The organism is Rhizobium sp. NFR07, assembly GCF_900111905.1.
In the GTDB taxonomy this organism is placed as follows: Bacteria; Pseudomonadota; Alphaproteobacteria; order Rhizobiales; family Rhizobiaceae; genus Neorhizobium.
In genome coordinates this window covers 1-15,167 of record NZ_FOKM01000001.1, presented here as the reverse complement: position 1 = coordinate 15,167, position 15,167 = coordinate 1, and the positions used below count along the sequence as shown (strand labels likewise).

Here is a 15,167-nt window from a genome sequence, read left to right as displayed (position 1 = left end):
GATGGGTATCACCATACGCAATGTCAGCAAGAGCTTCGGTTCCGTCGGTGTGATCCACGATGTCAGCATGGATATTCCGACTGGCGATTTCGCGGTCTTCGTCGGTCCTTCCGGCTGCGGAAAATCGACCCTGCTGCGGATGATCGCCGGGCTGGAGGATACCAGCGCCGGCACGATCTCGATCGAGGGACGGGACGTCACGCAGGTCGAGCCGGCCCAGCGCGAGGTTGCCATGGTCTTTCAGTCCTATGCGCTTTACCCGCATCTGACGGTCTTCGAGAACATGGCTTTTTCGCTGAAGCTGAAGAAGACGCCCAAGGCCAGGATCGACGAGATGGTGCGTGAGGCGGCGCGCATCCTGCACCTGGAGGAACAGTTGAAGAAGCGCCCGTCGGAGCTTTCCGGCGGCCAGCGCCAGCGGGTCGCGATCGGCCGCGCCATCGTGCGCCAGCCGAAGGTGTTCCTGTTCGACGAGCCCCTGTCGAACCTCGATGCCGAACTGCGCGTGCAGATGCGGCTGGAGCTCGCCAAGCTGCACAAGCAGATCGGCGCGACGATGATCTACGTCACCCATGACCAGGTCGAAGCGATGACGCTCGCCGACCGCATCTTCGTGCTGAAACGCGGCAGGTTGCAGCAGGCCGGTCGGCCGCTCCAGCTCTACGACAATCCCGACAACCAGTTCGTCGGCGGCTTCATCGGCTCGCCCGCGATGAATTTCCTCGATGGTCACGTGGCCGGCCGCGAAGGTGATATGCTGCGCATCTCGCTGGATGGTCTCGACAGGGAGCTTATCGCCAAGGTGTCCACCGATGTCGCTTCGGGGACGGCGGTCAAGGTGGGCTTGAGACCCGAACACCTCAACCCGACCGATGGCGGATTCGAGGCCGTGGTCGAAATGGAGGAGGATCTCGGAGGCGTGTCCTATCTGCATGCCCGTCTCGCGAGCGGCAAGGAAATCGTGGTGGAAACGCGCGGCCGGCGCGAGAGCCTTGACGGCAAGCCCATCGCGCTCTCTGCGGATGCACAGGACGTGCTTGTGTTTGCGGAGGATGGAAGCCGGCTGCGCTGACAGGCTGACATGCCGTGACTGAAACCGCTGCCATCGGGAGAATGGCGGCCCGATCTTTGGAGGAGATCCGATGCGATACAGAAGACTTCTTGCAGCCGGCGCGATGGCGCTGATGGCGATGCCGGCCCTTGCCCAGGAAAACATCACCTGGTGGGACTTTTTGAGCGGCGGCGACGGGGTGCGGATGAAGGCCCTGATCAATCGATTCAACGAGGAGCATCCGGATATCAAGATCACCGGCACGACGCTGGAATGGGGCATTCCCTATTATACCAAGGTGCGCACGGCGGTCGCGGTCAAGCAGGGTCCCGACATCATGACCTATCACCTGTCGCGCATGCCGCTTGGTCTGGAAGAAGGCGCGCTCGACGAGATCACCGACGAGGACCTGAAAAATGCCGGTGTGGCGAAGGGTGATTTCTTCGAGGCTGCGGTCGAGGCTGCAAGCGGAGATGACGGCAAGCTTTACGCCGTTCCCTTCGATATCCATTCGATCGTGCTCTATTACAACAAGAAATACCTCGAAGGCTCGCGCTTTCTCGACGCCGGCGGCAAGCTGACGGGGATCGAAAGCCTCAAGGATTTCGAGGAAGCGCTGGCGGTCGCCAAGGAGAAAGGCGCCGAGGCTCCCGTTACCTACGCGACCGGCGACGACGGCGGCACCTACCGCGTCTTCTACACCCTGTTGCGCCAGCAGGGCGGCGAACTGATCAAGGACAGCCAAGTCTTGCCGGGGGACAGTCTCGAAAAGGCGTCGAAGGCGATCGAGGTGATGACCAATTGGGGCACGAACGGCTGGCAGCCGGAACAGGCCGCCTATGAGGCCTCGGTCGCGCTGTTCACGTCGGGAAAATCCGCGTTCATGCTGAACGGTGTCTGGGAAGTGCCGACCATGGTCGACCTTGCCAAGAAAGGGACGCTCGGCTTCGAATGGGGCGCGGTGCAGGTGCCGAACCTGATGGGCACGAAGACCACCTGGGCGGATTCGCATGCCTTCGCCATCCCGAAGGACACCGGCATGTCGCCGGAGAAGCGCAAGGCGGTGATGACCGTCATCGGCTGGATGGAAAAGAACGCCATTTCCTGGGCAGATGCGGGTCATATCCCGGCCTACAAGCCGGTCGCCGAAAGCGATGACTTCAAGAAGATGGAGCCGAACGCGACCTATTCGTCGCTCGCCGATGGCGCTTCCTACGATCCGCGTTCGCCGATCGCAGGCGTCGCGTCACCTGCCTATGACGCGGCGATCAACGTCATCTCGCCGGCGATCCACGGTTATGCGGAGTCGATGGCCGCGGCCGAGCAGGCGAAATCCGATCTCGAAGGCGCGCTGAAATAACACGGCACCGCGGCCGCATCCTGAGCTCAGGGTGCGGCTGCCACTGTTCGATGTCCGGGAGGTTTCCACTTGGCTATGCTGACCAACCGACGCAAGGAAGTGGCCGTGGCCGCCACGCTGGTGGCGCCCTTCGTGCTCACCTTTGCGCTCGTCTTTCTCTATCCCGCCATAAGGCTCGTCGAACTGAGCCTGACCAATTCGCCGCTGATCGGGCCGGGCGAATGGGTGGGGCTCGACAATTTCAAGCGGCTCCTGACCGACAAGTTGTTCCTGACCTCGCTCAAGAACAACGGCTATTTCATTCTGCTGACGGTCATCCCGACGACTGCGCTGGCGCTCTTTATCGCCCTCATGATCACGCGGCTGCGCGGCCCCTTGCAGGCGCTGGCGCTCGCCGTCTTCTTCCTACCCTACATATTGCCGGTCTCGGTGGTCACCCAGATCTGGACCTGGATGCTCGATTTCCAGTTCGGAGTGCTGCAGCCCGTGATCAGCTTCTTCTACGGCAAGCCGGTGCCCGTCTTCAAGAATCCGTACTGGGTCATGCCGATGGTCGCGATGGTGACCATATGGTGGACCAACGGCTTCAACGTGCTGCTCTTCATCGCCGGCCTGCGCAATATCCCGAAGGACTATTACGAGGCGGCACAACTCGACGGGGCGACCCGCCTCCAGCTCTTCACCAAGGTCACATGGCCGCTGCTCTGGCCGGTCACCGCGCTGGTGCTGACGCTGCAGCTCATCCTGCAGCTCAAGATTTTCGACCAAGTCTACCTCCTAAGCAGCGGCGGGCCGTTCAATTCATCCTATGTGCTGCTCCTGATGGTCTACCGAGAGGCCTTCCAGCTCAATCACGGCGGCTATGCGTCTGCGATCGCGCTCGTCCTCTTCGTCGTCATTGCCGCACTTTCGGTGCTGCAGTTCCAGCTTCTTCGTGCAGGAGGCCGTCGATGAGCTCCATCCGCAAAGTTGAAAACGGTGTCCTCACCGTCGGCACGTTTCTCGCGGCGGCGCTGTGGATCTTCCCGCTCTACTGGGCCTTCATCACCTCGATCCGCAGCGAGGAAAAGGTGGTGTCGTCGGAAGCCGGCGTGCTGCCCGACGAGTTCAATCTCACGGCCTATGCCGATATTCTCTGGAACTCCAACATCATCAACTGGTACATCAATTCGATCGGCACCGCCGTGATCATCACCTTCACGGTGATCGTCTCCGGCATGATGTGCGCCTATGCGATCTCGCAGCTCAAGTTTCCCGGCCGGCGGATTCTCTACGGTGTCGTGCTCGCCAGCTTCATGGTGCCGACCCAGGCGCTGGTGGTCACCCAGTTCATCCTGATGAACGATCTCGGCCTGATCAATACATGGGCCGGCATCATCCTGCCGCAGCTGATCGTCCCGGTGGTGATCATCGTCTACAAGCAGTTCTTCGACGCGGTGCCGAAGGAGATGCGCGAAGCTGTCGTGCTCGATGGAGGCGGCGACTACACGCTGCTTTTCAAGATCTACCTGCCGCTCAACTGGGGCATCACCACCGCGCTGGCCATCATCACCTTCATCATGGCATGGAACCAATTCCTCTGGCCGTTCCTGGCGGTAACGACCGAAAACCGGATGACGATCCCGGTCGGCATCACCCAGGTCAACGATGCCTTCGGCGTCTATTATGCTCGACTGATGTCGGTTGCCCTTCTCGGCGCCATGCCGGTCGCAATCGCCTATCTGATCTTCCAGAAGAAAGTGACGGAAGCGGTGATGATTTCATCGGGCGTCAAGGGATAGGACCGTTCCGTAGACCGTGCGCAGCGCCGTCTTCGGGTTCCTGCCGGGGTTCGACCCTGTTCAGGAGCAGATGTGCTGACGCCCCTACCGGTTCATGATCTGGCGAATGTGTTTATCCGTGTCTCTCAGGGCATGATAAGCTTCGCGCTTCTTCTCGTGAAACCTGCGGATCTCTCCCGTCTGAGGAGGGATAGCCTCCTTCATTTTGCTCATACCTGTTGCGAGATCGATAAGGGATCCGCCTTTATGCGCGCAGGCGCCGATAATGGCTGCTCCAAGCAGTACCGGCTCAATCGTTGAAGGCAGATGGACCGTCAGCCCGGTGCTGTCTGCGAGAATCCTTCGAAACAGCTCGCTGCGGGCGGCGCCACCTGACACGATGATTGTCTCAAGCGGAAGACCATTGCCGACAAGGCCGTCGATGATGTCGCAAGTGCCATAGCAAAGACCGCAGAGCGTCGCGACGTAGAGTTCGACGAGGTTTTCGATACTGTCGTCAAGCCGCAGTCCCGCAATCATGCCGGTCGTCGACGGATCGGCTTCCGGCGAGCGGTTGCCAAGTAGTTCCGGCACAACGTGAATGTTTGAGGCAAGGCGCGCGGCGTCCGCAATGCCGCCTGGTTCTTCGATCGCCATCCGCTCCAGCAGGACGAGAAGCTCTACTCCTTCCGCCGAAGCCAGCTCTTTTGCGGCGGGTGCTGCCGGATGCAGGGCAACGATATAGGCAAGGGCTGCGCCAAAGGCGGATTGGCCGCCTTCGTTAAGCCAGAGCCCGGGCAGAATGGCGCTTTTGTACGGTCCCCATACACCATCGACGAAGGTGGGCTCGGGCGACACGGTCATCGCACAGGCGGATGTTCCCATGATAAGGGCAAGCCGACTGGTTGGATCTCCTAAATCGTCGCCGTTGGATGGTGCGGCTATGGTGCCTATGGCGCCGGCATGAGCATCGATCGCCGAAAGGCCAACCGGTGTGTCGGGAAGAAGGCCGAGCTCATCCGCGGCGGTCGCAAGCAAGCCTCGCGCGATCGGCGAGCCTATATCGCCGACAATCCTGCCGATGCGCGCGAAATCCTCCTCTGCGAGTTCCTGGAGGCCGACCGCTCGAAAAAAATCCTGGTCCCATCTGTGCTCGTGTCCGAGATAGGTCCATTTGCAGGTGACCGTGCAGAGCGAGCGTGTGGCGTCGCCGGTTGCACGGAACGTGAGGTAGTCGGCGAGGTCGAAGAACTGCTCGGCCGTGTCGAACGTCGACGGGTTGTTTTCCTTCAGCCAAAGCAGTTTCGGCACCTGCATTTCGGGGGAAATCCGGCCGCCGACATAGGAGAGCACATGATGCGGTTCGCGATTGATGCGCTCGGCCTGTCCGGTTGCCCGGTGGTCCATCCAGACGATGACGTTTCGGCTCGGCTCCCCATCCCGCAGGGTCGGCAGAGGGGTTTCGTCCTTGCCGATGATGACCATCGAACAGGTAGCGTCGAAGCCGACCCCCTTGACCGATGCAGGGTCGACCTGACCGTCCAGCAGCGCCTGTCGAAGCGCGGCGCAGATCGCTTGCCATATGTCTTCCGATGATTGCTCGAAGATTTCACCGGGAGATGCCCAAGTCCTGATCGGATGGGCAACGCTTGCGATCAGCGAGCCGTCGTCGTTGAAGAGGCCGGCCCGGGCGCTGCCGGTGCCGACGTCGATGCCTGCATAGATCGCCATCCTGTCGTTCTCCAGATTGCAGTTTGAGCGATTTCAGGCGGAGGCGACGAAATCGCTGAGCTTTCTGAAGAGAAGCGCACCGACCGTTGCACCCGCATCCTGAAGGCCTACCGTTTTTTCCTGGAAGGCTGCGGCTTTGCCATGCTGGGCCACCATTGTCTTGGTGTTTTCAAGCGCGTCTTCGGCAGCGGTCGCCGCAGCGGTGAGGGCAGTAGAAAGAGAGGCTTCGGCCGCCGCCTGCTGCTCCAGCGTACGAGCGGCGGGGTCGAGAACATCAATGATCGTCTTGTCGCCCACCTTCGCCTTGCCGCGTTCGGCGATGCCGTCACGATAAGCGATCCAGAACGCCGCCATCTCCGCCGTTCCAAGCGCGGTTGCAGTTTCGACGGCCTTGCTGGCGCGCAGAAAACCGGTCGCCGTCAGCGTGCCCATGGTCGATGGAGCCGTTCGCGCCATCGTGGCGCCGGCGGTTCGCAACAGCTTGGAGATGCCCGCGGCCCCGCCCTCGGCTGCAACTGCCTCCGCCGCCGCGGCGAAGGATTTGCTCATGGTGATCCCGAGGTCGCTGTCGCCGACCTTGCCGTCGAGGGCGATCAGGAATTCCCGCTGTTCGGCAAAAAGCTGCTTCCAAGCGTCGAACAGGCGGATCAGATCGGAAGCTGTGAGGACGTCCATTATCTCGTCCTCACGCGGAAAAATGCTTGAAGAAGGGCGTGTTGGCCGGTGCCGAAACCAGACGGTCGAGTTCGGCATCGAGATGCAGGATCGAAACTGATGCACCAGCCATTTCCATCGAGGTGGCGAATTCACCGACCCAGACATGCTTGGCGTTGACGCCGCGACCTTCGAGCAGATGCGCCACGCGACGGAAAAGGATGTAGAGTTCCTCCAGCGGCGTGCCGCCGAGGCCGTTCACTAGCACGGCGACGTCGTCGCCGGATTTGTAATCCTGTTCGGCGAAGATGCGTTCCATCATCTCGTCGATGACGGCGTCGGCGCTGCCGAGCTTCTTGCGGCTGATGCCCGGTTCACCATGGATGCCCATGCCGATTTCCATCTCGTCTTCGCCGATCGAGAAAGTCGCATGACCGATCTCCGGCACGACGCAGCTTGAAAGTGCAACGCCCATGGTTCGGGTGCGCAGGCGAGCCTTTTCGGCGATGCGGTGGACCTCGTCGAGCGAAAGGCCTTCGGCTGCCGCGGCGCCCGCAGCCTTGTAGACGAAGTAGATACCGGCGACGCCGCGGCGCTTGTGCTCCTCACCTACTTTGGAGGATGCGACGTCGTCATTGCCAACGCATTGCTTGACCTGGATGCCGTCGAGATCGGCAAGTTCAGCGGCCATGTCGAAGTTGATGATGTCGCCGCTGTAATTGCCGTAGATGTAGAGAACGCCCGCGCCCTGGTCGATCGCCTTGGTCACCTGATACATCTGTTCGGAGCTCGGTGACTGGAAGACGCCACCGACAGCCGCACCATCCAGCATGCCGTCACCGACATATCCGAGGAAAAGCGGCAGGTGGCCGGAGCCGCCGCCGGTTGCGATGCCGACCTTGCCCGTCTTCGGCTTCGAGGTGACCATGCAGCGCATGTCATCGGCTGCAAAGGTAACTTCCGAGTGGGCTCGGTAGATGCCTTCAAGCATCTCGTCGACGAAATTTACGGGATCGTTCAGGAATTTTTTCATGGGTTCCTCCGGATAAGCTTATTTCTTGCGCTGGCGCGTGACGAAGAACGCCGCTGCCAGCAGGATGAAGACGCCGACAACGAGCCGCTGCCAGGTGCTTGGAATGCCGACCAGCACGAGCACGCTGTTGATCACGACGATCAAAAGTACGCCGAGAATAGTGCCGAGCACCGTGCCCGTGCCGCCGGTGATCTTAGCGCCGCCGAGCACCACCGCGGCGATGACGTTGATCTCGGTGCCGACGAGATCGAAAGGGTTGGCCTGACGGTTGGCGCAGACATGGATGATGCCGGCGAGCCCGGCGAGGGCGCCGGCATAACCGAAAATGAAAATGTGCAGCTTCTTCAGGTCGTAACCGAGTCGGCTCGCGATGTTAGCATTGCCTCCCATGGCAAAGATCGCGCGGCCCATCAGCGTGCGATTCAGGATCCACCAGGTGACGAAGGCGGCGATCGGCAAAACGAGGAAATAGAATGGCAAGGTGATCGTGGCGCCATTGGCGGATTCGAACTGCAGCAGCGGAAGGCGGCCGAAGGCGCCCATCTGCGGCGGCAGCGACATGATCCAGACCGTACCGATAAAGGACAGAAGGAAGCCGCGGAAGAGGTATTGGGTGCCGATCGTGACGATCAGCGAAGGCACCTTGAGATGGTGCACCAGCAGTCCGTTGATGACGCCGAGCAAGGCTCCTCCAACCGTTGCGATCAGCAGGATCACTGCAATCGGCAGCCCCGGCAGATGGTTCTGGACCAGTACCGTCAGCGAATACATGGTGAAGGCCGCGATTGCGGTGAAGGACACGTCGATGCCGCCGGCGGCCAGAATGACGAGAACGCCGAGGGCGAAGAGCCCCATCACCACGCTGGCGCGACCGATGTCGACCAAGGTCGATGGCTGCAGGAAAGCCGGGTTCGCAATCGCGACGATGACGCAGATCGCGACGAGCAGGGCAGCGGTGATGGTCTCCGGCCGCCGCCGCACAAGCTCGCCGAGGCTGAAGGCCTGACGCTCCGCCTGTCCCTGCTGAAGTTCTTCCAGTCGCGATGTATTCATTGGGCTGTCTCCAGCTTTGATATCAGCATGGCCTGATAGAGCTGATCCTCCGTGGCATGCTCTGCATCGAATTCGGCAACGACCTTGCCCCCATTCATCACCAGGATGCGGTCGGCGTTCTGGAGCAGTTCAGGAAGATCGTCGCTGACGATGATAAGCCCGATGCCCCGTTCGGCGAGTGCCTGGATGGCGCGGTAGATCGTGTCCTTCGAGCCGACATCCACACCGACGGTCGGGCCATGCAGCACGAGCAGTTTTGGTTCGATACTGAGCCAGCGTCCGATCAGCACGCGCTGCTGGTTGCCACCCGAAAGCGCGCCGACCGGAAGGTCGAGGTTTTTGGTGTTGAGGCGCATCTCTTCTGACAGCCTTGCCGCAGTCTCGCGACCTGCCTGCTTGTCGATGACGCCGAAATTGTTGCTGAGGCGTGTCAGGATCAGCGCGATTTCGTTTTCGAGAATGGATTTGTCTAGGAAAAGCCCTTCGGCGAGGCGGTCTTCGGGAACATAACCGATACCATGGTCGATGGCGTCCGCAGGCCGTCGGATCGTGACCTGTCGGCCATCAAGCGTGATGGTGCCCGCGCGGGCCGGTGCCACGCCGGTAATCGCCATTGCGAGTTCGTTACGGCCGGAATCCGCCAGGCCGGTAATGCCGAGGATTTCGCCCTTGCGGAGGCTGAAATCCATCCGTTCGACGCCTGCGGCAGTCAGGCCTTTTACGGAAAAGAGGTTGCCGTCCATCGGCTTGGCTGTGCGGTAGCGCGCGGAATCGATCGCCCGTCCGGTCATCAGTTCGGCGATCTGCGTCTTGGTATAATTCTCTATCGGGCCCTGGGCGACGCATTGTCCGTCACGGAATATGACGGCATTGCCGCCGATGCGATAGCATTCGTCCAGCTTGTGAGTGACGAAGAGGACGGCGACGTTCTCCTGGCGCAGCCTTTCAACCACACGGATGAGATTGTCGACTTCCCGGCGGGTCAGCGAGGTGGTCGGCTCGTCCATGATGACCAGCTTGGCATGGGTCGCGATGGCGCGCGCGATCGCGACCAGTTGGCGCGCTGCCAGCGGTAGATCGGAAACGATCGTGTTGATAAAGGCCGCGTTGTTCGGCAGGCCGACGGTCGCAAGCGCTTTTTCGGCGGTCTCCTTCAGCCGCCGGCGATCGAAAAGGCGGCTGAGCCGGCCGTTGCCAGACACCAATTGCTCGTTGAGCGCAACATTTTCCGCCACCGTCAAGTTCGGCAGCAGTGAAAGATCCTGATAGACGGTTTCGATGCCGGCACTCAGCGACTGGATCGGCGTCATGGCGGAATGTGTTTCGCCTTCCAGAATGATCTCGCCGACGCTCGGAGCAATCGCGCCGGACATGATCTTGATCACGGTGCTTTTGCCGCAGCCGTTTTCGCCCAGCAGGTGATAGGCTTGACCGAGGTCGAGCGTCAGATCAATGCCACGCAGTGCGTGCACGCCGCCGAACCATTTCTGGATATTTCGAAGCTCCAGAAACCTGTCCGGTGCTTGTTGGGTGTTGGAAGTCGCCGACAATGGAATGTCCTCTCTGATCGCGATCACCGCAGCGGGCGCGCCTGGTCCGGCCGGCGCATGGATAGCGCCGGCCGGTATGTTCGGGAGGATTAGAACAGGTGTTCCTTGTAGGTCGCCTTGTCGGCCAGAACCATGCCGTTCCCGATGATCAGCAGACCATCGCCGGCACCCTTCTTGACCGTGACCTTTTCATAGCCCGGCACGCCGAGGTCGGTGCCGTCCTTGATTTCCTTCTTTTCAAGCAGGAGCTTGGCGACGGCATTCATCGCCATGCCGGCCTTCTGGGGATCCCAGAAGCCGATTGCGGTGATGGCGCCGGATTCGAGCAGGTCGGCGGAGGGGTTCGGGAGGCCGGTGCCGACAAGGCATACCTTGCCCGATAGACCCGCTTCGTCGATTGCGCGACCGACGCCTAGAACGTCGTTGCCGGCAGACGTCTGGAAGCCCTTGATATCCGGATGCTTGCGCAGAATTTCCTTGGCTTTCTCATAGGTGCCGTTGGCATCATCGAAGGATTCGTTGTTCGGATCGACTAGCTGCATGTCCGGGTGCTTCTTGGCGTTTTCTTCGCCGGCCGTGACCCACTGGATATGGGTCCGGCTGCCGAGAGAGCCGACGAAGGTTGTCCATTTGCCCTTGTTGCCCATGCATTCGGCAAGGCGCACGTTCAAGGCCGCGCCGTAATCGCTGTTGTCGAATGCCTCGACGTCGGCCTGGGTGTTCTTCTGGTTGTCGGCCTCATGGGTGACGACCACGATACCGCGATCCATGGCGCGTTTGAGCGTGCCTTCGATGACGGCGGGGTCCATCGGTACGACGGCGAGAGCGTTGACGCCCTTGGCGATCAGGTCCTGGATGATCTGCAACTGCTGTGCAGCATCGGCGGTTGCCGGGCCGCTCTGTGTGGCGACGACATCCGGATTGGCCTTCTGATAGGCCTCGACGCCGGTGTTCATACGGTCGAACCACGGAATGCCGCTGATCTTGACGACCGTTGCGATGACTGGCTTCTCCTGAGCCATCAGCGTTCCGACAGTGCCTGAGAGAAGGGCGGCGACTGCAACGCCACCGACGAGAATACGTTTCGATACTGCTTTCATTTTCTCCTCCACGAGTTCCCTCAATTGTTTGGCTTCGGTGCTCGAGGGTTTGGCGCCGAAGAATTGGATTGACCTTTGAAAGGCATCAGGAAGCCGACGACGTCGTAGCGGCCGACAGCAAGGAAGGTCAGCAGCAGCAGGCCCCAGGCGAAGTCGCGCACGAAATTGGACAGGCCGCCGAAATTGAGCAGGCTGGACATCAGCTGCAGCGCAAGCGCGCTTAGGACCACGCAGATAACCCGGCCATAACCTCCCTCCGGTTTCACTCCGGCCATGACGACGATCAGGATCGCGATCAGAAGGTAGGAGCTGCCGTAGTCGAACTTCACGTTGACGTTGCGAGCGGCAATGATCATGCCGGCAAGGCCGGACAGCGCGCCGCTGAGCGCGTAGGTGCTGACGATGATGCCGGTACGCGGAAAGCCGGCATAGACGGCGGCTTTCGGGTTCGTGCCCATCAGCATCAGCCATAGACCATAGGGCGTGAACTTCAGCACGGCTGCGATCAACCCGGCGACAACAGCAAATATCAGGAAGCTGATCGGCACCTCGAGAAACATGTCGTTGCCGATGCGCGACAACAGATCCGGGCTGCCGACAGTAACGGCCTTGCCGCCTGAGACGACGACGGCAAGCCCCATGAAGGCCATCTGCGTGCCCAGGGTGCAAAGAATGGGCGTGATGTTCAGCTTGGAGATCAGCAGGCCGTTGATCATGCCACCGACAAGGCCGACGCCGACGGTCATCGCCATGAAGGCAAGGCTGAAGGCCATCTCGCTATCGGCGCTCGACAGGAAGGACGAAAGAACGACGGCCGACAGGACGCCCGACAGGTTCGCGAGGGCGATGCCGGAGAGATCGATGCCGCCATTTCCGGCGCACATTGCCAGCATCACGCCGATTGCGAGAAGACCGATTTCCGGCACCTGGCTCGCCATGGACTGCAGATTGAAAACGGAAAGAAACGTGCCGCCTGAAATGGCTGCGCCGGCCACAAGCAGTATGCAGTTGATCACGACAAGCATGATCAGCTGCTCGCCGGTTTTGTGCATGGTCTCCTCCCCATGTTTAGTAAACAAGCGCGAGCTTTACTAAATGGCTACCAAAGCAATTTTCGCTTAGCAAGCGCTTTTTGGTTATTTTTTGCGGTTGCACGCGCGTTTGAATTGGCATAACGCTCAATTGGGCGACTGGACCGTTTACTAAACACATCTGCGTGTTTGAACCGATTTAGAGGTCCTCAGGGCTTATGAAGACGACAAAGAAGCTGACTATCCGGGATATAGCGGGCGCTGCCGGCGTCTCTCCGGCAACCGTTTCGCTCGTGCTGAACGGCAAGGGTGATATTTCCGGCGTGACCCGGACCCGCGTTCTCGAGGCGGTCGCACGGCTGAACTATGTACCTCGCAGCGCCAAAGGCAGCGGTGAAGGCGGAAGCGAGACGCTTCGCTTTCTCAAGATTTCCAAGCATGGCCATACGGTGAACCGCGATCACAGCGTGTTCATCTCGGATTATATCGACGGCATGTCGGCGGAGGCGATCCGACGCAACTACACGCTAGAAGTCGTCAGCTTTGAAGGGCAGTCGATCAGTGCGATAGCGGAATCGCTGACCGGCGCGCCGATCCGCGGCGTGATCGCACTCGGCACCGAGCTGACAGAGGACGACATCCGGCTCATTCAGGGCGTCGGCTTTCCGACCGTGTTCATCGACACGTTTTACGATGTCGTCGACGCCAATTTCGTCGACATGAATAACGAGGATGCGGTCTACAAGGTACTTTCGCGTTTCCGGGCTCACGGCTTCGAGCGGATCGGCTTCGTGGCAAGTCATGTCGATACGACGAATTTCCGGCTCCGGCAGGACGCGTTCTTCAAGAATATGGCGCGGCTTGGCCTGAAGGTGCGCGAAGACGATGTGCTGTCCATCGAGTCCACGCATGAGGGCGCTTACGAGGACACCCGTATGTTGATGGAAGGCGGCCTCGATCTCGCCGACTGTTATTTCTGCACCAATGACATCATTGCATACGGTTTCATGAAGGCACTGAAGGAATTCGGCGTCCAGGTTCCGGCAGACGTGTCGATTATCGGCTTCGACAACCTGCCCCAAAGTGCAACGACCGAGCCGCCACTGACCACGATCGAGGTTTCCAAGCGCAAGATCGGCTATCTCGCGGTGACGATCCTGGACGATCTCATCAATGCGTCGGAAAACCAGCCTTCGGTGAAGATGCTGGTGGGAGCCGATCTCGTCCTGCGCGCAAGTGACGGGCGGGATGTCCCGCGACCGGCGCCTACCCGGCTGCGGGTTGCGAAGCAGCTGCCGGCGGAGTGAGGAATTTCCATCGCCGGTGAACATTCCCGGCGAGCTTATGCGATCAGTCTTTGTAGGAGGAGATGATGGAATATCGTGTTCTGGGCAGGTCTGGATTGAAGGTCTCCGCAATCTCGATGGGGACTTTTTCATTTGGCGGTGTGGGCGATTTCGCAAAGGTTGCCAGCCAGGGTGTCGATGATGCCCGGCGGCTTATCGACGTCTGCATCGATGGTGGCGTAAACCTCTTCGATACCGCGAACATGTATTCGTTCGGCCGCTCCGAGGAAATTCTGGGCGAAGCGCTAAAAGGCAAACGCGACGGCGTACTGATTTCCTCGAAAGTGCGTATGCGCATCGGCGACGGACCAAATGACGAAGGCGTTTCCCGTTTCCACCTCATCCGGGAATGCGAAAGAAGCCTCAAGCGGCTGCAGACGGATCACATCGACATCTACCACATGCATGAATGGGACGGCCTGACGCCTTTGGACGAAATGCTGTCTGCGCTCAGCAGCCTCATCCAGTCCGGCAAGATACGCTACATAGGCTGCTCGAACTATTCCGGCTGGCATCTGATGAAGGCGCTCTCCGTCGCCGACCAGCAGCATCTCCCGCGCTTCGTTACCCAGCAGATCCATTACACGCTCGAGGCGCGAGAAGCAGAATACGAACTTTTGCCAATTTCGGTCGACCAGGGGATCGGCGTGACCGTCTGGAGCCCGCTTGCCGCCGGCCTGCTGTCAGGTGAATTCGAAAGAGACCGGAGCCCAAAGGTTTCTCGTCAGGCTGCCGGCTGGTCCGAGCCGCCTATCCGAGACCGGGAAAAGCTTTGGGCGATTATCGACGTCCTCGGCGAGATTGCCGCAGCTCGTAATGCTACCACGGCGCAGGTCGCACTCGCCTGGACGCTGACGCGACCCGCGATTTCGTCGCTGGTCGTCGGTGGATTGACCGAGCAGCACTTCCGCGACAACATTGCGGCGGTTGACCTTAAGCTTACTGCAGGAGAACTCGACAAGCTCAATCGCGCAAGCAGGGTTCCCTACATCTATCCCTATTGGCATCAGCATAATTTCGCGCACGAGAGGTTCAGTGCTGCCGACCGGGTATTGCACGACAGCTACGGGGATCTTGGACGGGTATGATCAGGCGCCAGCGCCTGATCCTGCTCGGAAGCGCGCCGGGATGAGTGGCCTAAAGCGTGTCGCAGCTAACCGGATTCGGGATTCCCGTTTTGTGTGATCTGTGATTCACTTTGCCCATGGAAGGAGAAGCGCCATGGGCAAGCCGCATCCGATCGAGTTGCGTGAGCGTGTCGTTGCGTTTGTGAATGAAGGCAACAGTAACCGGGAAGCGGCGCGGCATTTCCGCGTTTCGCCTCGGTTCGTCAACAACATGATGATCCTGCACCGTTCATCCGGTTCTCTTAGCCCCGCCCGGCAAGGCCATCCGCCTGGCAGCAAGCTCTCGGCCCATAGTGAATGGATCCGCGAGCGCGTGGCTCTCCACGGCGAAGTGACCCTGGACGAACTGTGTGTCGAACTCGCAGAGCGCG

At 60.2% G+C, this 15,167-nt stretch carries 13 protein-coding genes and 1 pseudogene; 7 read left to right on the top strand and 7 right to left on the bottom strand.

Annotated elements, in window-relative coordinates:
* Position 1 precedes the first annotated feature (1 nt).
* The 4 genes from ugpC to BM216_RS00055 all read left to right on the top strand — a co-directional run bounded on the left by ugpC (position 2) and on the right by BM216_RS00055 (position 4,192).
* Positions 2–1,072, top strand: a complete 1,071-nt coding sequence (ugpC, locus tag BM216_RS00070; RefSeq protein WP_092993088.1) for an ABC transporter ATP-binding protein — start codon at positions 2–4, stop codon at positions 1,070–1,072.
* A gap of 70 nt (positions 1,073–1,142) precedes the next feature.
* Positions 1,143–2,411 (top strand): extracellular solute-binding protein, encoded by a 1,269-nt coding sequence (locus BM216_RS00065; RefSeq protein ID WP_092993085.1) that lies wholly within the window; start codon positions 1,143–1,145, stop codon positions 2,409–2,411.
* A gap of 75 nt (positions 2,412–2,486) precedes the next feature.
* The gene (locus BM216_RS00060) at positions 2,487–3,365 is read left to right on the top strand and encodes a carbohydrate ABC transporter permease (protein ID WP_092993082.1); all 879 of its coding nucleotides are present in this window, start codon (positions 2,487–2,489) and stop codon (positions 3,363–3,365) included.
* Positions 3,362–4,192: a carbohydrate ABC transporter permease gene (locus tag BM216_RS00055; RefSeq protein WP_092993079.1), complete on the top strand. Its 831-nt coding sequence runs from the start codon at positions 3,362–3,364 to the stop codon at positions 4,190–4,192. Before BM216_RS00060 ends, BM216_RS00055 begins: the two co-directional genes overlap by 4 nt.
* Before the next feature lie 84 nt (positions 4,193–4,276).
* On the opposite strand, the gene BM216_RS00050 is transcribed toward BM216_RS00055, so the two are convergent.
* The 7 genes from BM216_RS00050 to BM216_RS00020 all read right to left on the bottom strand — a co-directional run bounded on the left by BM216_RS00050 (position 4,277) and on the right by BM216_RS00020 (position 12,344).
* Positions 4,277–5,902: an FGGY-family carbohydrate kinase gene (locus BM216_RS00050; protein ID WP_092993076.1), complete on the bottom strand. Its 1,626-nt coding sequence runs from the start codon at positions 5,900–5,902 to the stop codon at positions 4,277–4,279.
* Positions 5,903–5,935: 33 nt separating this feature from the next.
* A complete protein-coding gene (locus BM216_RS00045) occupies positions 5,936–6,577 on the bottom strand; it encodes a dihydroxyacetone kinase family protein (protein ID WP_092993073.1) in 642 nt (213 codons plus the stop codon).
* A gap of 10 nt (positions 6,578–6,587) precedes the next feature.
* Entirely contained in the window at positions 6,588–7,589 is a 1,002-nt protein-coding gene (locus tag BM216_RS00040; RefSeq protein ID WP_092993070.1) for a dihydroxyacetone kinase subunit DhaK, read from the bottom strand.
* 18 nt (positions 7,590–7,607) lie between these two features.
* Entirely contained in the window at positions 7,608–8,642 is a 1,035-nt protein-coding gene (locus BM216_RS00035; RefSeq protein WP_092993068.1) for an ABC transporter permease, read from the bottom strand.
* Entirely contained in the window at positions 8,639–10,192 is a 1,554-nt protein-coding gene (locus tag BM216_RS00030; protein ID WP_177230656.1) for a sugar ABC transporter ATP-binding protein, read from the bottom strand. Before BM216_RS00030 ends, BM216_RS00035 begins: the two co-directional genes overlap by 4 nt.
* An 89-nt stretch (positions 10,193–10,281) precedes the next feature.
* Positions 10,282–11,292, bottom strand: coding sequence for a substrate-binding domain-containing protein (locus BM216_RS00025; RefSeq protein ID WP_092993065.1), 1,011 nt, complete (start codon positions 11,290–11,292; stop codon positions 10,282–10,284).
* 20 nt (positions 11,293–11,312) lie between these two features.
* Complete coding sequence (locus tag BM216_RS00020) at positions 11,313–12,344, bottom strand: ABC transporter permease (protein WP_092993062.1); 1,032 nt, start codon at positions 12,342–12,344, stop codon at positions 11,313–11,315.
* Between the two features lie 197 nt (positions 12,345–12,541).
* On the opposite strand from BM216_RS00020, the gene BM216_RS00015 reads away from it, so the two are divergent.
* From BM216_RS00015 to BM216_RS00005, 3 genes and pseudogenes are all read left to right on the top strand, one after another.
* The gene (locus BM216_RS00015; protein ID WP_092993059.1) at positions 12,542–13,630 is read left to right on the top strand and encodes a LacI family DNA-binding transcriptional regulator; all 1,089 of its coding nucleotides are present in this window, start codon (positions 12,542–12,544) and stop codon (positions 13,628–13,630) included.
* 65 nt (positions 13,631–13,695) lie between these two features.
* A complete protein-coding gene (locus BM216_RS00010) occupies positions 13,696–14,757 on the top strand; it encodes an aldo/keto reductase (RefSeq protein WP_092993056.1) in 1,062 nt (353 codons plus the stop codon).
* 133 nt (positions 14,758–14,890) lie between these two features.
* Positions 14,891–15,167: pseudogene (locus tag BM216_RS00005) on the top strand (transposase); the annotation flags it as partial.

What these genes read in the sequence shown, in the direction of transcription:
- ugpC (WP_092993088.1), top strand. Translation starts at nt 2, where the DNA reads ATGGGTATCACCATACGCAATGTCAGCAAGAGCTTCGGTTCCGTCGGT.
- BM216_RS00065 (WP_092993085.1), top strand. Translation starts at nt 1,143, where the DNA reads ATGCGATACAGAAGACTTCTTGCAGCCGGCGCGATGGCGCTGATGGCG.
- BM216_RS00060 (WP_092993082.1), top strand. Translation starts at nt 2,487, where the DNA reads ATGCTGACCAACCGACGCAAGGAAGTGGCCGTGGCCGCCACGCTGGTG.
- BM216_RS00055 (WP_092993079.1), top strand. Translation starts at nt 3,362, where the DNA reads ATGAGCTCCATCCGCAAAGTTGAAAACGGTGTCCTCACCGTCGGCACG.
- BM216_RS00050 (WP_092993076.1), bottom strand. Translation starts at nt 5,902, where the DNA reads ATGGCGATCTATGCAGGCATCGACGTCGGCACCGGCAGCGCCCGGGCC.
- BM216_RS00045 (WP_092993073.1), bottom strand. Translation starts at nt 6,577, where the DNA reads ATGGACGTCCTCACAGCTTCCGATCTGATCCGCCTGTTCGACGCTTGG.
- BM216_RS00040 (WP_092993070.1), bottom strand. Translation starts at nt 7,589, where the DNA reads ATGAAAAAATTCCTGAACGATCCCGTAAATTTCGTCGACGAGATGCTT.
- BM216_RS00035 (WP_092993068.1), bottom strand. Translation starts at nt 8,642, where the DNA reads ATGAATACATCGCGACTGGAAGAACTTCAGCAGGGACAGGCGGAGCGT.
- BM216_RS00025 (WP_092993065.1), bottom strand. Translation starts at nt 11,292, where the DNA reads ATGAAAGCAGTATCGAAACGTATTCTCGTCGGTGGCGTTGCAGTCGCC.
- BM216_RS00020 (WP_092993062.1), bottom strand. Translation starts at nt 12,344, where the DNA reads ATGCACAAAACCGGCGAGCAGCTGATCATGCTTGTCGTGATCAACTGC.
- BM216_RS00015 (WP_092993059.1), top strand. Translation starts at nt 12,542, where the DNA reads ATGAAGACGACAAAGAAGCTGACTATCCGGGATATAGCGGGCGCTGCC.
- BM216_RS00010 (WP_092993056.1), top strand. Translation starts at nt 13,696, where the DNA reads ATGGAATATCGTGTTCTGGGCAGGTCTGGATTGAAGGTCTCCGCAATC.